Genomic DNA, 16872 nt, shown 5'->3' on the forward strand with positions numbered 1-16872 from the left:
GGCCCGGAACAGGGGGAGTCAGTCCAGGAAGGACGCCGCGTAGGCGGCGTGCGCCGAGCGTTCGGCGTCGACGGTCGCCGAGCCACCGGCGAGCACGTGCGCGAACACCGAGCCGAACTCGGGTGCGGCCAGCGCGAGGCAGGCGGCGCGGACCTGCGCGGCGAGCTCGTCGGACTCGCGGCGCAGCTCGTCGCGGAACCGCGCGTCGGCCCAGCCGCGGCGGTCCAGCAGCCGCTCGACCCGGGTGATCGGGTCGCGGGGGGTCCAGCCGGCGAGCTCGGCGTCGTCCCGGTAGCGCGACGGGTCGTCGGACGAGCTGTGCCCGCCCATCCGGTAGGTGACGGCCTCGATCAGCACCGGCCCGGCGCCGGCCCGGACGGCCGCGGCGGCGGAGGCGGTGACGGCGTGCACGGCGATCACGTCGTTGCCGTCGACCAGGTGCGCGTCCAACCCGAAACCGCGGGCCCGCTGGTGCAGCGGGGCGCGCTGCTGCAGCCGGGTGGGGGTGGAGATCGCGAACTGGTTGTTCTGGCAGAGGAACAGCACCGGCGCGGACGTGGTGGCCGCCCAGTTCAGCGCCTCCGAGGCGTCGCCCTCGCTCGCGGCGCCGTCGCCGAGGCAGGCCAGCACGATCTCGTCGGCGCCGTCGCGCTGCACCCCCATCGCGTACCCGACGGCGTGCAGCAGCTGCGCGGCGAGCACCAGGGTGTACACCCCGAACCGGTGCTCCTCGGGATCCCAGCCGGCGGCCGAGCAGCCGCGCCACTGGGCGAGCAGACCGGCCGGCGGGACACCGCGGCACAGCGCGGCGGCGTGCTCGCGGTAGCTGGGGAAGATCCGGTCGCGGTCGTCGAGCGCGGTCACCGCACCGACCTGGGCGGCCTCCTGGCCGCGGCACTGCAGCCACAGGCCGAGCTCGCCCTGGCGTTGCAGGTGCAGCGCCTCCTCGTCGAGGCGGCGGGCGAGCACCATCCGGCGCAGCAGGTCGCGGGCCAGCGTGGGGTGGACGTCGAGCGGATGGTCGGGATGGTCGGTCAGCTCGCCGTCGGGGGAGAGCAGCTGGACAGGGGTGTCGGACACGGGCACCTCGTGGGTGATGACGGGGCGGTGTCCGGCGGGGTGGGCCGGACCTCGTCAGCGTGCGCATCCGGTACGGCGCGGGTCCAGACTGCGTGGGCGGGATCCGCGACCGTCGCGCGCCGCGCCGCGCCGGATGTGGCCACGGGTGCACATCCCGGACGGCGACGAGCTGGGCACGGTGGCCAGATCATCCCCCGAAGATCACCGTCGTGGTGCGTACGGCCACGCGGATCGCGGCCCGGTGCACCCGGACGGTGATCTCCGGCGGGGACGTTCAGGCGCGGCGGGGTGTGAAGATCATGACCCAGTGGTCGCTCTCGGGGTCGTGCAGCATCTCGCTGTCGAAGGCGAGCGGACCCCTGGTCGGATGGTGGAGGTTCTTCATCGCCGAGCTCCACGTTCCGATCTCCGCTCGTTCCCAGTGTTGCCCGAACCCGGGGCTGCGGGTCGACAGCTCGTGGAACAGGGAACGAAGGCGTGCGTCCTCCGGGTAGCGGCCGAGCGCCTTGCGCAGTTCGGCGGCCGCCACCCGGGCGAGTTGCTCCGCTCCGTCGTCCCCGAGCACCGTGCGCAGCCCGGTGGACGTGAACGCCTGGTGGACGATGTTCCGGCCGTAGGGTCCGTCGCCGAACACCGGCCCGAACAGGTCCGCCGCGGCGCGGTTGAGCGCCAGCACGTCGAGCCGGCCGTCGTGGACGGTGACCGGCAAGGTGTCGTCCAGGCCGGCGAGCATCTGCCGGAGCCCCGGCCGGACCTCTGCGGCGGGTGCCCGCCGCCGCGGAGGTCGCTCGTCGGCGAGCGGGCGCCCGGTCAGTGTCGACGGCGACCGGGAACCACGATCTCACCCAGGGAGCCCACCCATGACCGCAGCGACCCGAACCCTGATCATGACCGGGGCCACCCGCGGGATCGGTCTCGAAGCCGCGCGGGAGGTCCTGCGGCGCAGCCCCGGCACCCACCTCGTGGTGCTCGGGCGAGGCTCCTCCGCCGCCGAGGTGCTGCCGGGCCTGCGGGAGATCACCCCACACGTCTCGACCGTCGACGTCGATCTGTCGAGCAGGGCGAGCGTGGCCGCTGCCGGCGCGCAGCTGGAGGATCTCCTCGAGTCCGGTGGGTTGCCCCCGCTGCGGGGTCTCGTCTTCAACGCGGGGGTCCACCTCTCCGACGCGGTGCAGGCCACCGTCGACGGATACGAGCGAACCTTCGCGGTGAACGTCATGTCCACCCACCAGCTGCTCCGGCAGCTGCACCCGCACATCCAGGCCCCTGCGCGCATCGTCGTCACGGTCAGCGACGCCCACTTCGGGGATCTGCGGCACACCGGGGGGACCATGCCCGCACCCCGGTGGGCGATCCCGGAGATCTCCCGGCCGGGAGCCTTCGCCTCCGCCGGACGGGTCCGGGCCGGCCGTCGTGCCTACGTGACCAGCAAGCTCGGCGGCATCCACCTGGTCCACGAGTGGGCCCGCCGTCTACCCGGGGGCGTCGACATCGTCGCCTACAACCCCAGTCTCGTGGTCGGGACCGGGCTCGCGCGCGAGACCGGGGGCGCATTCCCCTTCCTGATGAGCAGGATCGTCCCGCTGCTCACGGTCACCGGCCTCGTCGACACCCCGGTCCCCGCGGGCCGGAAGCTCGCCGACACCGTCCTCGGCGTCACTCCCGCCGCGTCCGGCGCCTACATCCACCGGACGAAGGCCGCACCGTCGTCCACCGAGTCCTACGACCCCGATCGCGAACGCGCCCTCTGGAACTGGCTGGAACACCTCGGCTGACGGCGGAGGCCCCGACGGCCCGCACACCTGGCCGTTGAGCACCGTGCACACCGCGGTCCCCGCAGGTTTGTCCGCGGCGCCGAAGCGTCCCGGCCCCCGCCACTCCTAGGTTCGGATCTCGCCACCGGTCGGACATCGCGCCGCCCACCACCACGTGGCGTCCCCGTCCCTGGGAGGTTCCATGCGTCCTGCCCCGTTCCGGTATCGGGAACCCCGTTCCCTCGACGAGGCGTGTGCCGTGCTCGCCGCCGAGCCGGGTGAGGTCGCCGTGCTCGCCGGCGGCCAGAGCCTGGTACCCCAGCTCAACGCCCGCACCCGCACCCCGGAGCTGGTGCTCGCGATCGGCCGGGTCCCCGAGCTCGGCGGCATCACCGTCGACGGCGACCGGTTGCGGATCGGCGCCGCGGTCACCCAGCGGACGGTGCAGCGTGACCGGCTCGCCGCCCGGGTGCCGGTGCTGACCGAGGCCCTCGGCCACGTCGGGCACGTCCCGACCCGCAACCGCGGCACGGTCGGCGGGAGCATCGCGTTCGCCGATCCCACCGCCGAGCTGCCGCTGGTGCTGCTCGCGCTGGGCGGCGTCGCGGTGGCGCACTCGGCGTCCGGGGAGCGCCGCATCCCGGCGGCCGAGTTGTTCACCGGCCCGTTCCGGACGACGCTGCGCCCCGACGAGCTGCTCGCCGCCGTCGAGCTGCCGGTCCCGGACCGGCCGTGGGCGTTCGAGCAGCGGCACTTCCGGCGGCACGCGAAGGTCTCCGCGGTCGCCGGGCACGACGCGGGCGGCGCGCTCGTCATCGCCGTGACCGGTGTCGGCCCCACCCCGGTCGTCGTCCCCACCGGGCGGGCCGCCGCAGGCCCGGAGGACCCGGCCGGCGCGGCCGCCGATCTGGTCGTCCCGAACGGCGACCGCTACGGGTCGGTGCCCTACCGGCGCCGCCTGGTCACCGTCGCGGTCACCGGCGCGCTGTCCCGGATCGTCCCCGATCCCACCCGTCACACGCCCTCCCGGGAGGACGCCGCATGACCACCACCGATCTCCCCCCGACCGCACCCGCCCGGCCGACCGGTGAGCGCGTGCTGACCATGCAGGTGAACGGCGAGCCGGTCGCCGCGCTCGCCGAGCCGCGCACCAACCTCGCCGACTTCCTGCGCGAACGGGCCGGGCGCACCGGCACCCACACGTCCTGTCACCAGGGCTGGTGCGGCGCCTGCACGGTGCTCGTCGACGGCGAGTCGGCCCGGTCCTGCCTGACCTTGGCGGTCCAGGCCGACCGCGCCGAGATCACCACCGTGGAGGGCGTCGAGGACCCCGACGGCACCCTGTCCCGCTTCCAGCAGGCGCTGATCGAGCACACCGGGTTCCAGTGCGGGTTCTGCACGCCCGGTTTCGTGGTGCTCGGCACCGAGATCATCGCCGAGGCCCGGGCGGGCGCCCGGTTCGACCGCGCCGAGCTGCTGCGCAGGCTGTCGGCGAACATCTGCCGCTGCACCGGCTACGCCGGGATCGTGGACGCCCTCGGGTCCGCGCTCGACCACGTGACCGGGGAGGCGGGCGCGTGACCGTCACCGAGCAGCCGGCCGGCTACGTCGGCCGCAGCATCCCCAGCCGCACCGGCGACCGGTTCGTCCGCGGCGCCGGGCGCTACGTCGACGACGTGCACCACAACCGCGAGGCCACCCTGGTGGTGCTGCGCAGCCCGCACGCGCACGCCCGGATCGTCTCCATCGACACCACCGCCGCCCGGGCGATCGACGGCGTGTACGCGGTCGCGACCGGCGCCGAGCTGTTCGACGAGATCGGCCCCCAGCAGTACCTGTGGGACCTGCCCGGGCAGAAGACCGGGCACGGCAGGCCGCTGACCGTCGACAAGGTCCGGCACGTCGGCGAGCCGGTGGCCGTCGTCGTCGCCCGGGACCAGTACGTCGCCGAGGACGCCCGGGACGCGATCGAGGTCGTCTACCAGCCGCTGCCCGCGGTGACCACGGTGGACCAGGCGCTCGATCCCGGCGCGCCGCTGCTGCACGAGGAGTGGGGCGACAACGTGCAGGTCCGGGCGGCCTGGCCGGTCGCCGTCCCGGGCCTGCCGGAGCCGCCGGACGCGGGTGCCGCGCTGGCCGGCGCGCACACCGTCGTCCGGGAGACGTTCACGACCTCGCGGATCCTGGCCACCTCGATGGAGACCCGCGGCGTGGTCTGCGACTACGACCCGACCGGGCCGCGGCTGACCATCCACACCTCCACCCAGTCGCCGCACCAGATCCGGGAGGGCGTCGCGGCGATGCTCGGCGTGCCGGAGAACCGGATCCGGGTGATCGCACCGGACGTCGGCGGCGCCTTCGGGATGAAGGCGGTGCTGTACCCGGAGGAGGCGCTCGTCCCGTACTTCGCGCTGCGGCTGCGCCGCCCGGTGCGGTTCACCGAGCAGCGCGACGAGTCGTTCGTCGCGTCCACCCCGTCCCGGGACCAGCGGATGGAGCTGGAGATCGGGTTCGACGCCGACGCCCGGATCGTCGGGCTCCGCGCCCGCTACCTGATCGACCTCGGCAGCGCCCCGTCGACCTGCGGCGCCGGCACCGGCTGGGCCACCGGCGCGCTGCTGTGCGGGCCGTACACGGTGCCCGCGGTGGACATCTCGGCGACCGCCGTGGTCACCAACAAGACCCCGCTCGGCGCCTACCGCGGCTTCGGCCAGCCGGAGGCGAACTTCCCGCTGGAGCGGCTGCTCGACATCGCCGCATCGCAGCTCGGGCTGGACCCGGTCGAGCTGCGCCGGCGCAACCTGATCCCGCCCGAGGCGTTCCCGTTCACCACCGCCACCGGTCAGCTCCTCGACTCCGGCGACTACCCGCAGATGCTCGATCTCGCCCTGGACCGGCCCGCCTACGCAGACATGCTCCGGGAGCGCGACGAGATCCGCGCCGCGGGCCGCCCGGCCGGGATCGGGATCGCCTTCTTCAACGAGTGCACCAACTTCGGCCCGTCCGGGGTGTTCCCGCTGATCGGGATCACCACCGGCGGCTGGGACGCCACCTCGGCGACCGTCGAGCCGGACGGCCGGGTGCGCCTGGTGTCCAGCCAGACGCCGATGGGCCAGGACCTGGAGACCGCGTTCGCCCAGCTGGCCGCGGACCGGTTCGGGGTGCCGCTGGACCACGTGACCGTCCGGTTCGGCGACACCGACTCCAGCCACTACACCGCCTACGCCAGCGGGGCCAGCCGGGCCGCCGGGATCGCCGGCTCCTCGCTGATCCTGGCCGCCGACAAGGCCGTCGACAAGATGCGCCGGATCGCCGCGCACCTGCTGGAGGCCGATCCCGGCGACGTCGAGCACTCCGACGGCGAGTTCCGGGTGCGCGGCGCCGGCGCGGCCGGGCTGAGCTACGCGACCGTCGCCGCGGCCGCCTACCAGGGCGGGAACCTCCCGGCGGGGATGGAGCCCGGGCTGGAGACGCTCGGCGCGTTCGACCCGCAGGCGCTCGCCTTCTCCTACGGCGTCGTCGTCGCACTCGTCGACGTCGACCCGCACACCGGGCAGGTCCGCGTCCCGCGGATGATCTTCGGGCACGACTGCGGGAACCAGCTGAACCCGCGCATCGTGGACGCCCAGATCGTCGGCGGCGCGCTGCAGGGCCAGGGCGCCGCGCTCACCGAGGAGATCGTCTACGACGAGTCCGGGCAACCGGGTGCGACCGGGTTCGCCGACTACCTGGTGCCGATCGCCCCCGAGATCCCCGAGCTCGACGTCTTCCACACCGTCACGCCGACCCCGTTCGCACTCAACGGCGCCAAGGGCGTCGGGGAGAGCGGCGTCATCGCAGCGCCGTCGGCGATCGTGAACGCCCTGCAGGACGCGCTGCCCGCCGGTGCGGCGCCGCTCACCTCGATCCCGGTGCTGCCGGAGCGGGTGCTCGACGGGCTGGCGACGGAGCCGGCCCGATGAGCCGCACCGTCGTCGCGCTGACCACGCTCACCGACGAGGCCGTGCGCGCGGACTACGAACGCCGGCTGCGCGAGGTGGACGCCCCCACCGCGGCCGGGATGCCGGGGGTCCTCGGGTTCCGGGTGCTGCGCCTGGAGGGCCCGGTGCTCGACGGCGTCGGCGTACCGGCCCACCACTACCTGGAGCTGATCGAGGTCGCCGATCTCGACGGTTTCCGCACCGCGATGGCCGGGCTCCCGGAGAGCTTCCACGCGTCGTTCCGCAGCGTCATCGGCGGGATGGACGTGGCACACGCCGCGCCGGTCGTCGGCCCGACCACCGGAGGAGCCGCGTGACCGGATCGGACCTGGTGCTCGGCTACAAGGCCTCGGCCGAGCAGTTCGGCCCCCGCGAGCTCGTCGAGCTGTCCGTGCTCGCCGAGCAGCACGGCATACAGAGCGTGCTGGTCAGCGACCACTTCCAGCCCTGGCGGCATCGCGGCGGGCACGCGCCGTTCTCGATCGCCTGGATCGCCGCCGCCGGCGAGCGCACCTCCCGCGTCACCCTCGGCACCAGCGTGCTCACCGCCACGTTCCGGTACAACCCGGCGGTCGTCGCGCAGGCCTTCGGCACGCTCGGCGCGCTCTATCCGGGCCGGGTGCTGCTCGGCGTCGGCACCGGCGAGGCGCTCAACGAGGTCGCCGTGGCCCGGCTGGAATGGCCCGAGTTCCGCGAGCGGTTCGCCCGGATGCGCGAGGCGATCGACCTGATCCGGGCACTGTGGACCGGCGAGCGGGTGACCGTCGACGGCGAGTACTACCGCACCGTCGACGCCACCGTCTACGACCGCCCCGAGGTCCCGGTCCCGATCTACGTCGCGGCCGGCGGCCCGGTCGTCGCGAAGTACGTCGGGCGGGCCGCCGACGGGTTCATCTGCACCAGCGGCAAGGGGATGGACCTCTACACCGAGAAGCTGCAACCGGCCGTCGACGCGGGCGCGGAGGCGGCCGGCCGCCGCCGCTGCGACATCGACCGGATGATCGAGATCAAGGTGTCCTACGACCCGGACCCGGACGCCGCCGGGGAGAACACCCGGTTCTGGGCGCCGCTGTCGCTGCGCCCGGAGCAGAAGCACGGCATCTCCGATCCGCTGGAGATGGAGCGGATCGCCGACGAGCTTCCGATCGAGCAGGTCGCGTCCCGCTGGATCGTCGCGTCCGACCCGGACGAGATCGCCGAGCGGGTCCGCCCCTACGTCGACGCCGGCTTCCGGCACCTGGTGCTGCACGCGCCCGGACACGACCAGCAGCGGTTCCTGCAGCTGTTCGACAAGGACCTGGCACCGCGGCTGCGGGCGCTGGGCTGACCCAGGAGTTGATGATCATGACCAACAGGATCGGCCTGCTGCTCGGCAGCACCACACCGCCCGAGGACATCGCCCGGCTGGCCCACGAGGTCGAGCAGCGCGGCTTCGGGGAGCTCTGGATCCCGGAGGACTACTTCTTCCTCGGCGGCATCGCCGCCTCGGCGATCGCGCTCGGCGCCACCGAGCGGATCCCGGTCGGGATCGCCGTCGTCTCCTCGATGGTGCGCCATCCCGCACTGCTCGCCATGGAGACGGCGACCCTGGCCCGCGCCTATCCGGGCCGGTTCAAGCCCGGCGTCGGGCACGGCGTACCGGCCTGGACGGCACAGATGGGGCTGACCGTGAAGTCCCCGATGTCGGCGCTGCGCGAGACCCTCACCGGGGTGTCGGCGCTGCTGGCCGGGGAGAAGGTCGACGACACGGGCCGGGTGTTCACCTTCAACGAGGTCGCCCTCACGCACCCGCCGGCGCAGGTCCCGCCGCTCTACACCGGCGTGCTGGGGGACAAGGGCATCGCCCTGACCGGCGAGCTGGCCGACGGCATCGTCGTCAGCGTGCTCGCCACCCCGGAGTACGTCCGGGCCACCCGGGAGAAGCTGGATGCCGCCGCCGACGCGGCCGGCCGCAGCACCCGGCCCGAACAGGTCGTGCTGGTCGCGATGAACCTGACCGGCGATCCGGCCCGGGCCGCCGAGGTGCGCGACCAGATCCGCCCCGTGCTGGCCTTCTACATCGGCGCCACCGGCCCGTGCCCGCTGTTCGCCTCGATCGGCGCCAACGACGCGATCGCCGACATGATCGGCCGCGGCGGCGCCGCGACCGTGGCCGCCGAGATGCCCGAGGAGTGGATCGACGCGTTCAGCGTCACCGGTGGCCCGGACGAGGCCCGCGCCGGCATCCAGGCCCTGCTCGACGCCGGCGCCGACAAGGTCGTCGTCGTGCCGGTGGTGGCCGACAACGCCGACGAGACCCTCGCGACCGTCGCCGGTCTCGTCTCCGACTTCAGTTCCTGATCCCCGACACCCGACCCAGCAGGAGAGATCTCCATGAGCACCCATGACCAGGACGTCGCCGCCGTCCGCGCCGTGCACGACGGCTGGTTCGCCGCCAACGTCGGACTCGACGTCGAGAAGATGCTGCCGTACTTCCCGGTCGGCGACGGCTACCTGCAGTTCAACCTCAACGGCTTCGTCTACCGCGGCGCCGCCGACAAGGCGAAGCTGTGGCGCAACCTCACCTCGGTCGGCGTCACCATCACCCGGATCGCCGACGTCACCGAGCCGGAGATCCAGGTGTTCGGGGACGTCGCGCTGCTCACCTCCGAGGGCGAGGCCGAGCTGGTGCTGCCCACCCCGACCGGCAAGCTGGAGACGAGCGGCGCGACCCGGTTCCGCAACACCGAGTTCCTGCGCCGCGACGACGGCGCCGGAAACGCCGACTGGCGGATCTGGCACATGCACATCAGCGAGTTCGCCCCCGAGGGGCAGCTGAAGTACGGCACCGAATGAGCGGCGTCCCGACGTCGGTCCACACCGTGGACGGCCCCGCCGGGCCGCTCACGGTGCGGGTCACCGGTGAGCCCGCCGCCGACGGCACGCTCGTCCTGGTGCACCCGATCAACACCGCGGGCTCGGTGTGGGAGCACGTCACCGCCGCGCTCGACCGGCCCACGGTGGCGCTGGACCTGCGCGGGCACGGCACGTCCACCACCGCCGGGCCGTTCTCGATCGAGGACGGCTGGCTGCCCGACGTCGTCGCCGTGCTCGACGCGCTCGGCCTGCGGACGGTGCACCTGGCCGGCGGCTCGCTGGGCGGGTCGATCGCGCTGGCCGCCGCCGCGCTGCACCCGGAGCGGGTGTTCGGCGTCGCCACCTTCGGCTCCACCCTCGGGGTCGGCGCACCGGACGAGGCGATCGAGGCGATGGTGGCCGAGCTGACCGCGCAGGGCACCGCCGGCTACTTCGCCGGGCTGCTGCCCGGCATCGTCGGCGGCGCGTTCCGCACCGAGCCGCGGGTCGTCGACGGGCTGGCCGCGGCCGCGGGCACCCGCGACGAGGCCGTCGTCGCGGCGATCCTGCACGGCGCGTTCCGGGCCGACATCCGGCACCTGACCGGTCGGGTCGGCGTCCCGGTGCTGGCCGCCACCGGCACCGAGGACCCGACCTGCCCACCGGCGATGACCGCCGAGATCGCCGCCGCCACCGGCACCGAACCGGTGTTCCTCGACGGCGTCGGGCACCTGCCGATGCTGGAGGTGCCCGAGCGGGTCGCCGCCCTGATCACCGAGCACGTGGAGGCCACCCGGTGACGTACTCGATCGTGGCCCGCTGCCCGCACACCGGGGCGCTGGGCGTCGCCGCCCAGTCGCACTTCTTCGGTGTCGGGCGGCTCGTCGGCTGGACCGAACCCGGCGTCGGCGCGGCCGCCACCCAGGCGTTCGTCGAGGTCGCGCACGGCCCCGGCGCGCTGGACCTGATCCGGTCCGGCGCGCCGGCCGCCGACGCGGTCGCCGCGCTCGTCGCCGCCGACCCGGACGCCGGCTACCGCCAGCTCGGCGTGGTCGACGCCGCGGGCCGGGCGGTGTCGCACACCGGCGACCGGTGCGCCCCGGCGGCCGGCGGCGCGACCGGCGACGGGGTCGCCGTGCAGGGCAACATGCTCGGCTCGGCGCAGGTCTGGCCGGCCATGCTGGACGCCTACCGCGGCGCGTCCGGCGAGCTGGCCGACCGGCTGCTGGCCGCGCTGGTCGCGGCCGAGGCGGCCGGTGGCGACGTGCGCGGATCGCAGTCGGCGGTGCTGAAGGTCGTCACCGGCACCCGCACCGACCGGCCCTGGGAGCAGACCCTGGTCGATCTGCGGGTCGACGACCATCCCGACCCGGTCGGCGAGCTCGGCAGGCTGCTGCCCCGGCAGCGGGCGTTCGACCTGATCGGCGGCGTCATCTTCGAGCGCGGGCTGACCCTGGGCCCGTTCACCGGTGTCCCGGCCGGCGAGCTGGCCGACCGGCTGGACGGGCTGGCCCGGGCCGCCGAGCTGCTCGGCCCGGACAACCGGGAGGCCGACTTCTGGCGGGCGCTGCTGATGGCGCGCAGCGGCGACACCGACGGCGCCCGCGCGCTGTTCACCGACCTGTTCCGGGCCCGCCCGCAGCTGCGCGGGTTCCTCGAGGGGATCGCCCCGCTCGGCTTCCTGGACGGGACCGCCTTCCTGGACGAGATCCCCGGCGGGCACCGGTGACGGCGGTGCCCGCCACCGCGGACCGGGCCCGGGCCGCGGTCGACACCGCCCGCTGCACCGACCTGACGGTGGCGATGGTGCAGTGCGACACCCGGAACCCGCCGGGCGACGAGTCCGCGATCGCCGGGCTGCTGCGCGACGTGCTGCACGGCCTCGGCGCCCGCACCGAGGTGTTCGAGCCCGCCCCCGGGCGGATCTCGGTGCTGGGCACGCTCGGCGCCGGGGACGGCAGCCGGCCGACGCTGCTGGTGAACGGGCACGTCGACGTCGTCGCGCTGCGTGCCGAGGACTGGTCGGTCCCGCCGTTCGGCGGGGTGGTCCGCGACGGCCGGGTCTACGGCCGCGGCGCCTGCGACATGAAGGGCGGCATCGCCACCGCGATCGAGGGCGTCCGTGCCTGCCAGGACGCCGGCGTCGAACTGCCCTGCGACCTGCAGTTCCACCTGGTCGCCGACGAGGAGACCGGCGGCCGGTGGGGGACCGCGGCGCTGCTGGCGGCCGGCCGGATCGCGGCCGACGCGGCGATCGTGCCGGAGCCGAGCGAGCTGGGTGTCGGCGTCGCCGAACGCGGCGCGCTGCTCGCCGAGATCCGGGTCCGCGGCCGGGCCGCGCACGGCGGCGACCCGGCCGCCGGGCACTCTGCGATCGCCGACGCGGCCCGGCTGGTGCAGGCGCTGCACCTGGCCGACTTCGGCACCGACCCGCATCCGCTGCTGGGCGACCCGACCTGCAACGTCGGCACCATCTCGGGCGGCTCGATGCCCAACATCGTCGCCGACACCGCGACCCTGCGGCTGGACCGGCGGGTGCTGCCCGGCTGGACCGAGCAGCAGGTGCTCGCCGGGCTCGCCGCGGTGCTGGAGCGGGCCGGCCCCGGGATCGACCACACCGTCGAGACGCTGGCGTTCGTCGAGGGCTCCGAGCTCGACCCGGACCATCCGTTCGTGCACCGGGTGCGGGCCGCCGCCGGGGGCGCACCGGTGCGCGGGCTGAACCTGGGCACCGACGCCCGGTTCCTGCGCAACGACCTCGGCATCCCCGCGGTGGTCTACGGTCCTGGTTCGATGACCGTGGCGCACACCGCCGACGAGTACGTGCCGGTCGACGAGCTGTCGGCGGCCGCAGGCACGTTCGCCGCGGTGTACGCGGGGTTCGGGGCGCCCGGCCCGGGGTGAGGAGGGTGGAGCGCGGCGATGCGGCGGACCACCGGCAACACCAGCACCGGGCACTGGCGCACCGAGGGCTGGATCACCGAGGAGGACGTCGACGACGTCGTCGGCGGCGCGGTCGTGCTGGGCAGCGGCGGCGGGGGAGACCCCTACCTGCCCCGGCAGATGCTGCGCGCCGCGCTGCGCCGGCACGGCCCGGTCCGGCTGGTCGACGCCGCCGACCTGCCCCCCGACTCGCTGGTGCTGCCGGTGCTGTCCGCAGGCACCCCCTCGGTGCTGGTCGAGATGTTCCACGGCGAGCAGGAGAGCGCCCGGTTGCGGACGCTGTTCGAGACGGTCGCCGAGGGCAGCTGCTCGGCCGTGCTGCCGGTGCAGCTCGGCGCGGTCAACGCGATCGCACCGGTGGTCACCGCCGCCCAGCTCGGCCTGCCCTGCGTCGACGCCGACGTGATGCGCCGCTGCCTGCCGATGATCGAGGCGACCCTGCTCACCCTGGCCGGGCTGAGCGCGTCGCCGGTGGTGGTGGTCGACTCGCGCGGCACCTCCGCGGTGCTCTCCGCCGACGACGCGGGCACCGTCTCCCGGCTGCTGCGCAGCGCCATGCCGCACATGGGGCTGGTCGCCCTGATCAGCGCCTACCGGCTGACCGCCGCCGAGTGCGCCCGGCTCGCACCGCGCGGCGGGCTCACCGAGTGCGTCCGGATCGGCCGCGCGCTGCGCTCCGCGCCGGTCGTCGGCGACCCGGCGGCGCTGCTGGCCGAGACCGGCGGGCGGCTGCTGTTCTCCGGCGTCGTCCGGGAGCTGGTACACCGCACCACCGACGGCTTCCCGCGCGGCGTGGTGAGCATCGAGTCGGACCCGCCCGCCGACCGGCGCGGCGCGCGGATGATGCGGGTCGACTTCCAGAACGAGAACCTGGTCGCCTCCGCCGACGGCGTCGTCGCGGTGACCGTGCCGGACGTGATCGACCTGATCGACCGGGACACCGGCGCGGTGCTGCAGACCGTCGACGTCGTCGTCGGGCAGCAGGTGCACGTGGTCGCACTGCCGGTCGACGAGCGCTGGCACCGGCCCGGCGGCTACGCACTGGCCGGGCCGCGCGCGTTCGGCCTCGACGTCGATCCGGTGCGGGTCGGACCGTCGTGAGCGCCGGCCGGCTGCCGCGGATCGGGATCGACCTGGGCCCGGGCCCGGCCACCGCGGTCCTGGTCGGCGCGGACGGCCGGATCGTCGCCCGGTGCGCCCGGCCGGGCGACCCGGACGACCCGGCCGGCACCGTCCGCGAGCTGCTGGCCGGGCTGCGCCCGCCCGGCGGCGGGCCGCTGCGGGTGGTCGTGAGCTGCCCCGGCCCGGCCGACCTGCTCGGCGATCCCGGCGTGCTGGACCGGGTCGGGGTGCTGCGGATCGGCGCCCCGGCGACGACCGGTGTGCCGCCGCTGACCGGCTGGCCGACCGACCTCGCCGGCGCGGTGTGCGGGCCGGTCGCCGTGGTCGGCGGCGGATACCTGCACGACGGGTCGGAGATCGCGCCGCTGGACATCGGCGCGATCGGCGCGTTCGCCCGCCGCTGCGCCGGCCCGGTCGCCGCAGGCCCGGTCGCCGCCGTCGCGGTCGCCGCCGTTTCAGGGCACCTCGATCCCGGGCACGAGCAGCGGGCGGCGGCAGTGCTCGGTGCGGTGCTCGGCCCGGACGTCCCGGTGGTCACCGCGCACGGCTACGGCGGTGTCGGCCTGCTGGAACGGGAGAACACCGCGGTACTCGACGCGGCGCTGGCCCGCCGGGCGGGTGCGCTGACCGGCGCGCTGGCGGCCGCCGCCGGACCGGACGCCGAGCTGTTCCTGATGGACGGCGGCGGGCACGTCCTGGGCCCGGACGTGGCCGCCGCGCATCCGGTGCTGATGGTCGGCGCACGGCACGCCACCGCCCGCGCCGGGACGGCCCGGCTGACCGGGTCGCCGACCCTGGTCGTGCTGGACTCCCGCCCCGACGGCCTGCGGATCGGTGGCCTGGACGACGGCCTGGTGCCCGACACCGGCACGTTCCGCGAGGTCCGCGGCATCCGGCTGGCGGTGCGCACCGACCGGGTCGTGCACCTGCGGCCGGACGGCGACGCCGGCCCGGCGGTGCTGCTGGAGCGGGTCCGGGCCGGGATCGTCCGGGTCGGCGCCGCGCTCGGCGACGCACCGGTCGCGGTGGCCGGCACCCCCGGGCCGGTCCCGCTCCCGTCGGAGGCCCGGCGTCCGGCCGACGCGGAATGGGCCGCCGCGTACGGGGCCGCCACCGCGGAGGCGTCGGCCACCGTGGACCGGCTGTTCCGGTTCGCCGACGGCTCGCTGGCCGAGGGGGTGCGGCTGGCCCGGCGCGCCGCCCGGGACGGCGCGGTCCGGGCGGGTGCCGATCCGCGCCGGGTCCGGATCGGCGCCGTGCGCGAGATGGCGATGACCTACGTGCCGATGCCGTGCGTGCGGCTGCGGGTGACGGCGACCGGTCCGCTGGTGGACCCGGCCGGGACGGGGGAGACCTGGTGAGCGGATCGACGGTGACCCTCGGCAGGCTGCTCGCGACCGGCCTGCTGCGCGGGCACGAGGTGCTCGGCGGCGCGGCCGGGCTGGACCGCGCGGTGCGGATGGTCGTGCCCGGCGGCTCGGTGCACGCCGTGGAGGACCTCGCCCCCGGCAGCGTGGTGGTGTTCGGGCCGGAGCAGCTGACGCTCGACCTGCCCGGCGCGGACCTGGCCCTGCGGCTCGCGCACGGCGCCGGGCTGGCCGGGATCATCGCGCAGCGCCCCGGCGCCGCCGTCCCGCTCGCCACCCGCAGGCTGGCCGATCGGCTCGCCGTCCCGCTCGTCGTGCTGGACGAGATCGCGCCGGCCGCGGTCGCCGCCGCCTTCGATCCCTATGTGCGCGCCCCGGAGATCGCCGGCCTGCGGATCCTCGGGACCACCGCGCAGCGCTTCCAGGTGCCCTCGTCCGACGCCGGCCGGCTCACCCGGACCCTCGCCCAGACCCTCGGCGGGCCGGTCGCGCTGGTCGACGCCGAGTCCCGCTTCGTCGCGGGCGACCCCGCGGTGCGGGACCTGATGGACCGGCCCGAGGTCCGGTCGCACCTGACCGCGGCCCGCCCGGCGGCCGGCACCTTCGAGGTCGGCGACGGCGACGCGGTGCTCGTGCAGCCCGTCCAGCTCGACCCGGACGCCCCGGCGAACTTCTGGCTGGCGGCCCGGCTGCAGACGGTCACCGGCGCCCTGCTGGAACCGATCCGGCAGTCGATGGCGATCGCGGCGCTGTCCTACACCGCCTACGTCGCGCGCACCACCGCGTCGCTGGAGCGGGCCGGGCGGCGCCGCTCGCTGCTGCTGGGGGAGCTGCTCGACCCGGGCGACGCCCCGTCGTCGCGGGCGGTCGAGCGGGCGACCGCGCTCGGCTGGCGGCTGGCCGGCCGGCACACCGCCGTCCAGGTCGCGGTGCGGCCCGGCAGCGCCGTGCTGCGGCCCGGCGAGCCGGTGGCGGACCTGGACGAGCGGCTCGCCGCGCACGGCATGCCGATGGGGCTCGTCGAGCGTCCGGACGGGTGGGTGCTGTGGGTGACCACCGACTCGTCGGGCACCGCGGCGGACGGTCCCGGCCCGGCCGCGGCCGCGGTCCGCGACGCCGTGCGGGAGGCGCTGCTGTCGGTCGAGGCCGACCGGCCGGGGCTGCGGCTGTGCGCCGGGATCGGCGGCACCCGCGACGGTCTCGCCGGCCTGCGTGCCTCGCTGGAGGAGGCCCGCCGGGGCTGCCTGCTGGCCGGCACCGAGGACGGGCCGGCGACCGTCGAGCACGTCGACGGGGTCAGCATGAAACGGATGCTGGTCGGCTGGTACAGCTCCCCGGCGCTGCGCTCGGTGGCGGCCGAGGTGCTGACCCCGCTGATCGAGGCGGACCCGCACGGCGAGCTCGTCCGGACCCTGCGCGGCTACCTGGACCGGGAGTCGTCGGCGACCGACACCGCGGCCGCGCTCGGGGTGCACCGCAACACCGTGATGCAGCGGCTGGAGCGGATCCGTGATCTGCTCCCGGTCGATCTCGACGACCCGGACGACCGGATCATGGTGCACCTGGCGACCCGGGCACTGGGCGTCGCCTGGGACGAGGCCGACTGACCACGCCGGTGTGGTGCAGGACGCACGCCCGGTCGTGTCGGCCGGGCTACACTCCTGTCACGCCCGTGTGTCGCGGCAGCACGTGTTCCCGCCCACGGCCCCGGTGCCCGGTCCGCGGTGCAGTCTGCACACCCCACCGGGCAGACCGTGCAGTTCGCCCACAGACGGCGGGCCGCACCGTTCC

16 protein-coding genes are annotated in these 16872 nt (G+C 75.4%); 14 read left to right on the forward strand and 2 right to left on the reverse strand.

Annotation, left to right across the window (positions count from 1 at the left end; all coding sequences use genetic code 11):
- Nucleotides 1-18: 18 nt before the first annotated feature.
- Nucleotides 19-1080, reverse strand: a complete 1062-nt coding sequence (locus ABZ881_RS24280; RefSeq protein WP_358487857.1) for a thiamine pyrophosphate-dependent enzyme — start codon at nt 1078-1080, stop codon at nt 19-21.
- Between the two features lie 274 nt (nt 1081-1354).
- Nucleotides 1355-1894: a hypothetical protein gene (locus tag ABZ881_RS24285; RefSeq protein WP_358487910.1), complete on the reverse strand. Its 540-nt coding sequence runs from the start codon at nt 1892-1894 to the stop codon at nt 1355-1357.
- 46 nt (nt 1895-1940) lie between these two features.
- Between ABZ881_RS24285 and ABZ881_RS24290 the strand changes: the two genes are divergently transcribed.
- The 14 genes from ABZ881_RS24290 (at nt 1941) to ABZ881_RS24355 (ending at nt 16688) form a co-directional block, all read left to right on the forward strand.
- Entirely contained in the window at nt 1941-2855 is a 915-nt protein-coding gene (locus ABZ881_RS24290) for an SDR family NAD(P)-dependent oxidoreductase (protein WP_358487858.1), read from the forward strand.
- 181 nt (nt 2856-3036) lie between these two features.
- Entirely contained in the window at nt 3037-3879 is an 843-nt protein-coding gene (locus ABZ881_RS24295; protein WP_358487860.1) for an FAD binding domain-containing protein, read from the forward strand.
- Nucleotides 3876-4415: a (2Fe-2S)-binding protein gene (locus ABZ881_RS24300; RefSeq protein WP_344017634.1), complete on the forward strand. Its 540-nt coding sequence runs from the start codon at nt 3876-3878 to the stop codon at nt 4413-4415. The genes ABZ881_RS24295 and ABZ881_RS24300 overlap by 4 nt, the downstream gene beginning before the upstream one ends.
- A complete protein-coding gene (locus ABZ881_RS24305) occupies nt 4412-6796 on the forward strand; it encodes a xanthine dehydrogenase family protein molybdopterin-binding subunit (RefSeq protein WP_358487861.1) in 2385 nt (794 codons plus the stop codon). Before ABZ881_RS24300 ends, ABZ881_RS24305 begins: the two co-directional genes overlap by 4 nt.
- Complete coding sequence (locus ABZ881_RS24310; RefSeq protein ID WP_358487863.1) at nt 6793-7131, forward strand: hypothetical protein; 339 nt, start codon at nt 6793-6795, stop codon at nt 7129-7131. The genes ABZ881_RS24305 and ABZ881_RS24310 overlap by 4 nt, the downstream gene beginning before the upstream one ends.
- Nucleotides 7128-8141 (forward strand): glucose-6-phosphate dehydrogenase (coenzyme-F420), encoded by a 1014-nt coding sequence (fgd, locus tag ABZ881_RS24315; RefSeq protein WP_358487864.1) that lies wholly within the window; start codon nt 7128-7130, stop codon nt 8139-8141. Before ABZ881_RS24310 ends, fgd begins: the two co-directional genes overlap by 4 nt.
- 17 nt (nt 8142-8158) lie before the next feature.
- Nucleotides 8159-9154: an LLM class flavin-dependent oxidoreductase gene (locus tag ABZ881_RS24320; RefSeq protein WP_358487865.1), complete on the forward strand. Its 996-nt coding sequence runs from the start codon at nt 8159-8161 to the stop codon at nt 9152-9154.
- Nucleotides 9155-9187: 33 nt separating this feature from the next.
- Nucleotides 9188-9649 carry a nuclear transport factor 2 family protein gene (locus ABZ881_RS24325; RefSeq protein ID WP_344017629.1) on the forward strand — a complete coding sequence of 154 codons (462 nt, stop codon included), beginning with the start codon at nt 9188-9190 and terminating at the stop codon, nt 9647-9649.
- Nucleotides 9646-10449 (forward strand): alpha/beta hydrolase, encoded by an 804-nt coding sequence (locus tag ABZ881_RS24330; protein WP_358487866.1) that lies wholly within the window; start codon nt 9646-9648, stop codon nt 10447-10449. Before ABZ881_RS24325 ends, ABZ881_RS24330 begins: the two co-directional genes overlap by 4 nt.
- The gene (locus ABZ881_RS24335) at nt 10446-11378 is read left to right on the forward strand and encodes a DUF1028 domain-containing protein (protein WP_358487867.1); all 933 of its coding nucleotides are present in this window, start codon (nt 10446-10448) and stop codon (nt 11376-11378) included. The genes ABZ881_RS24330 and ABZ881_RS24335 overlap by 4 nt, the downstream gene beginning before the upstream one ends.
- 5 nt (nt 11379-11383) lie before the next feature.
- Nucleotides 11384-12553, forward strand: a complete 1170-nt coding sequence (locus ABZ881_RS24340; protein ID WP_358487869.1) for a M20 family metallopeptidase — start codon at nt 11384-11386, stop codon at nt 12551-12553.
- A gap of 18 nt (nt 12554-12571) precedes the next feature.
- A complete protein-coding gene (locus ABZ881_RS24345) occupies nt 12572-13693 on the forward strand; it encodes a DUF917 domain-containing protein (protein ID WP_358487870.1) in 1122 nt (373 codons plus the stop codon).
- A complete protein-coding gene (locus tag ABZ881_RS24350; RefSeq protein WP_358487871.1) occupies nt 13690-15075 on the forward strand; it encodes a hydantoinase/oxoprolinase in 1386 nt (461 codons plus the stop codon). The genes ABZ881_RS24345 and ABZ881_RS24350 overlap by 4 nt, the downstream gene beginning before the upstream one ends.
- Nucleotides 15072-16688: a helix-turn-helix domain-containing protein gene (locus ABZ881_RS24355; RefSeq protein WP_358487873.1), complete on the forward strand. Its 1617-nt coding sequence runs from the start codon at nt 15072-15074 to the stop codon at nt 16686-16688. Before ABZ881_RS24350 ends, ABZ881_RS24355 begins: the two co-directional genes overlap by 4 nt.
- Nucleotides 16689-16872: the final 184 nt, after the last annotated feature.

It is taken from the genome of Pseudonocardia sp. NPDC046786, from assembly GCF_040645415.1.
GTDB lineage: Bacteria > Actinomycetota > Actinomycetes > Mycobacteriales > Pseudonocardiaceae > Pseudonocardia > Pseudonocardia kongjuensis.

Excerpts from the sequence above, each read along its gene's own strand:
- ABZ881_RS24290 (WP_358487858.1), top strand. The coding sequence starts at position 1,941 with ATGACCGCAGCGACCCGAACCCTGATCATGACCGGGGCCACCCGCGGG.
- ABZ881_RS24295 (WP_358487860.1), top strand. The coding sequence starts at position 3,037 with ATGCGTCCTGCCCCGTTCCGGTATCGGGAACCCCGTTCCCTCGACGAG.
- ABZ881_RS24300 (WP_344017634.1), top strand. The coding sequence starts at position 3,876 with ATGACCACCACCGATCTCCCCCCGACCGCACCCGCCCGGCCGACCGGT.
- ABZ881_RS24310 (WP_358487863.1), top strand. The coding sequence starts at position 6,793 with ATGAGCCGCACCGTCGTCGCGCTGACCACGCTCACCGACGAGGCCGTG.
- ABZ881_RS24320 (WP_358487865.1), top strand. The coding sequence starts at position 8,159 with ATGACCAACAGGATCGGCCTGCTGCTCGGCAGCACCACACCGCCCGAG.
- ABZ881_RS24325 (WP_344017629.1), top strand. The coding sequence starts at position 9,188 with ATGAGCACCCATGACCAGGACGTCGCCGCCGTCCGCGCCGTGCACGAC.
- ABZ881_RS24330 (WP_358487866.1), top strand. The coding sequence starts at position 9,646 with ATGAGCGGCGTCCCGACGTCGGTCCACACCGTGGACGGCCCCGCCGGG.
- ABZ881_RS24345 (WP_358487870.1), top strand. The coding sequence starts at position 12,572 with ATGCGGCGGACCACCGGCAACACCAGCACCGGGCACTGGCGCACCGAG.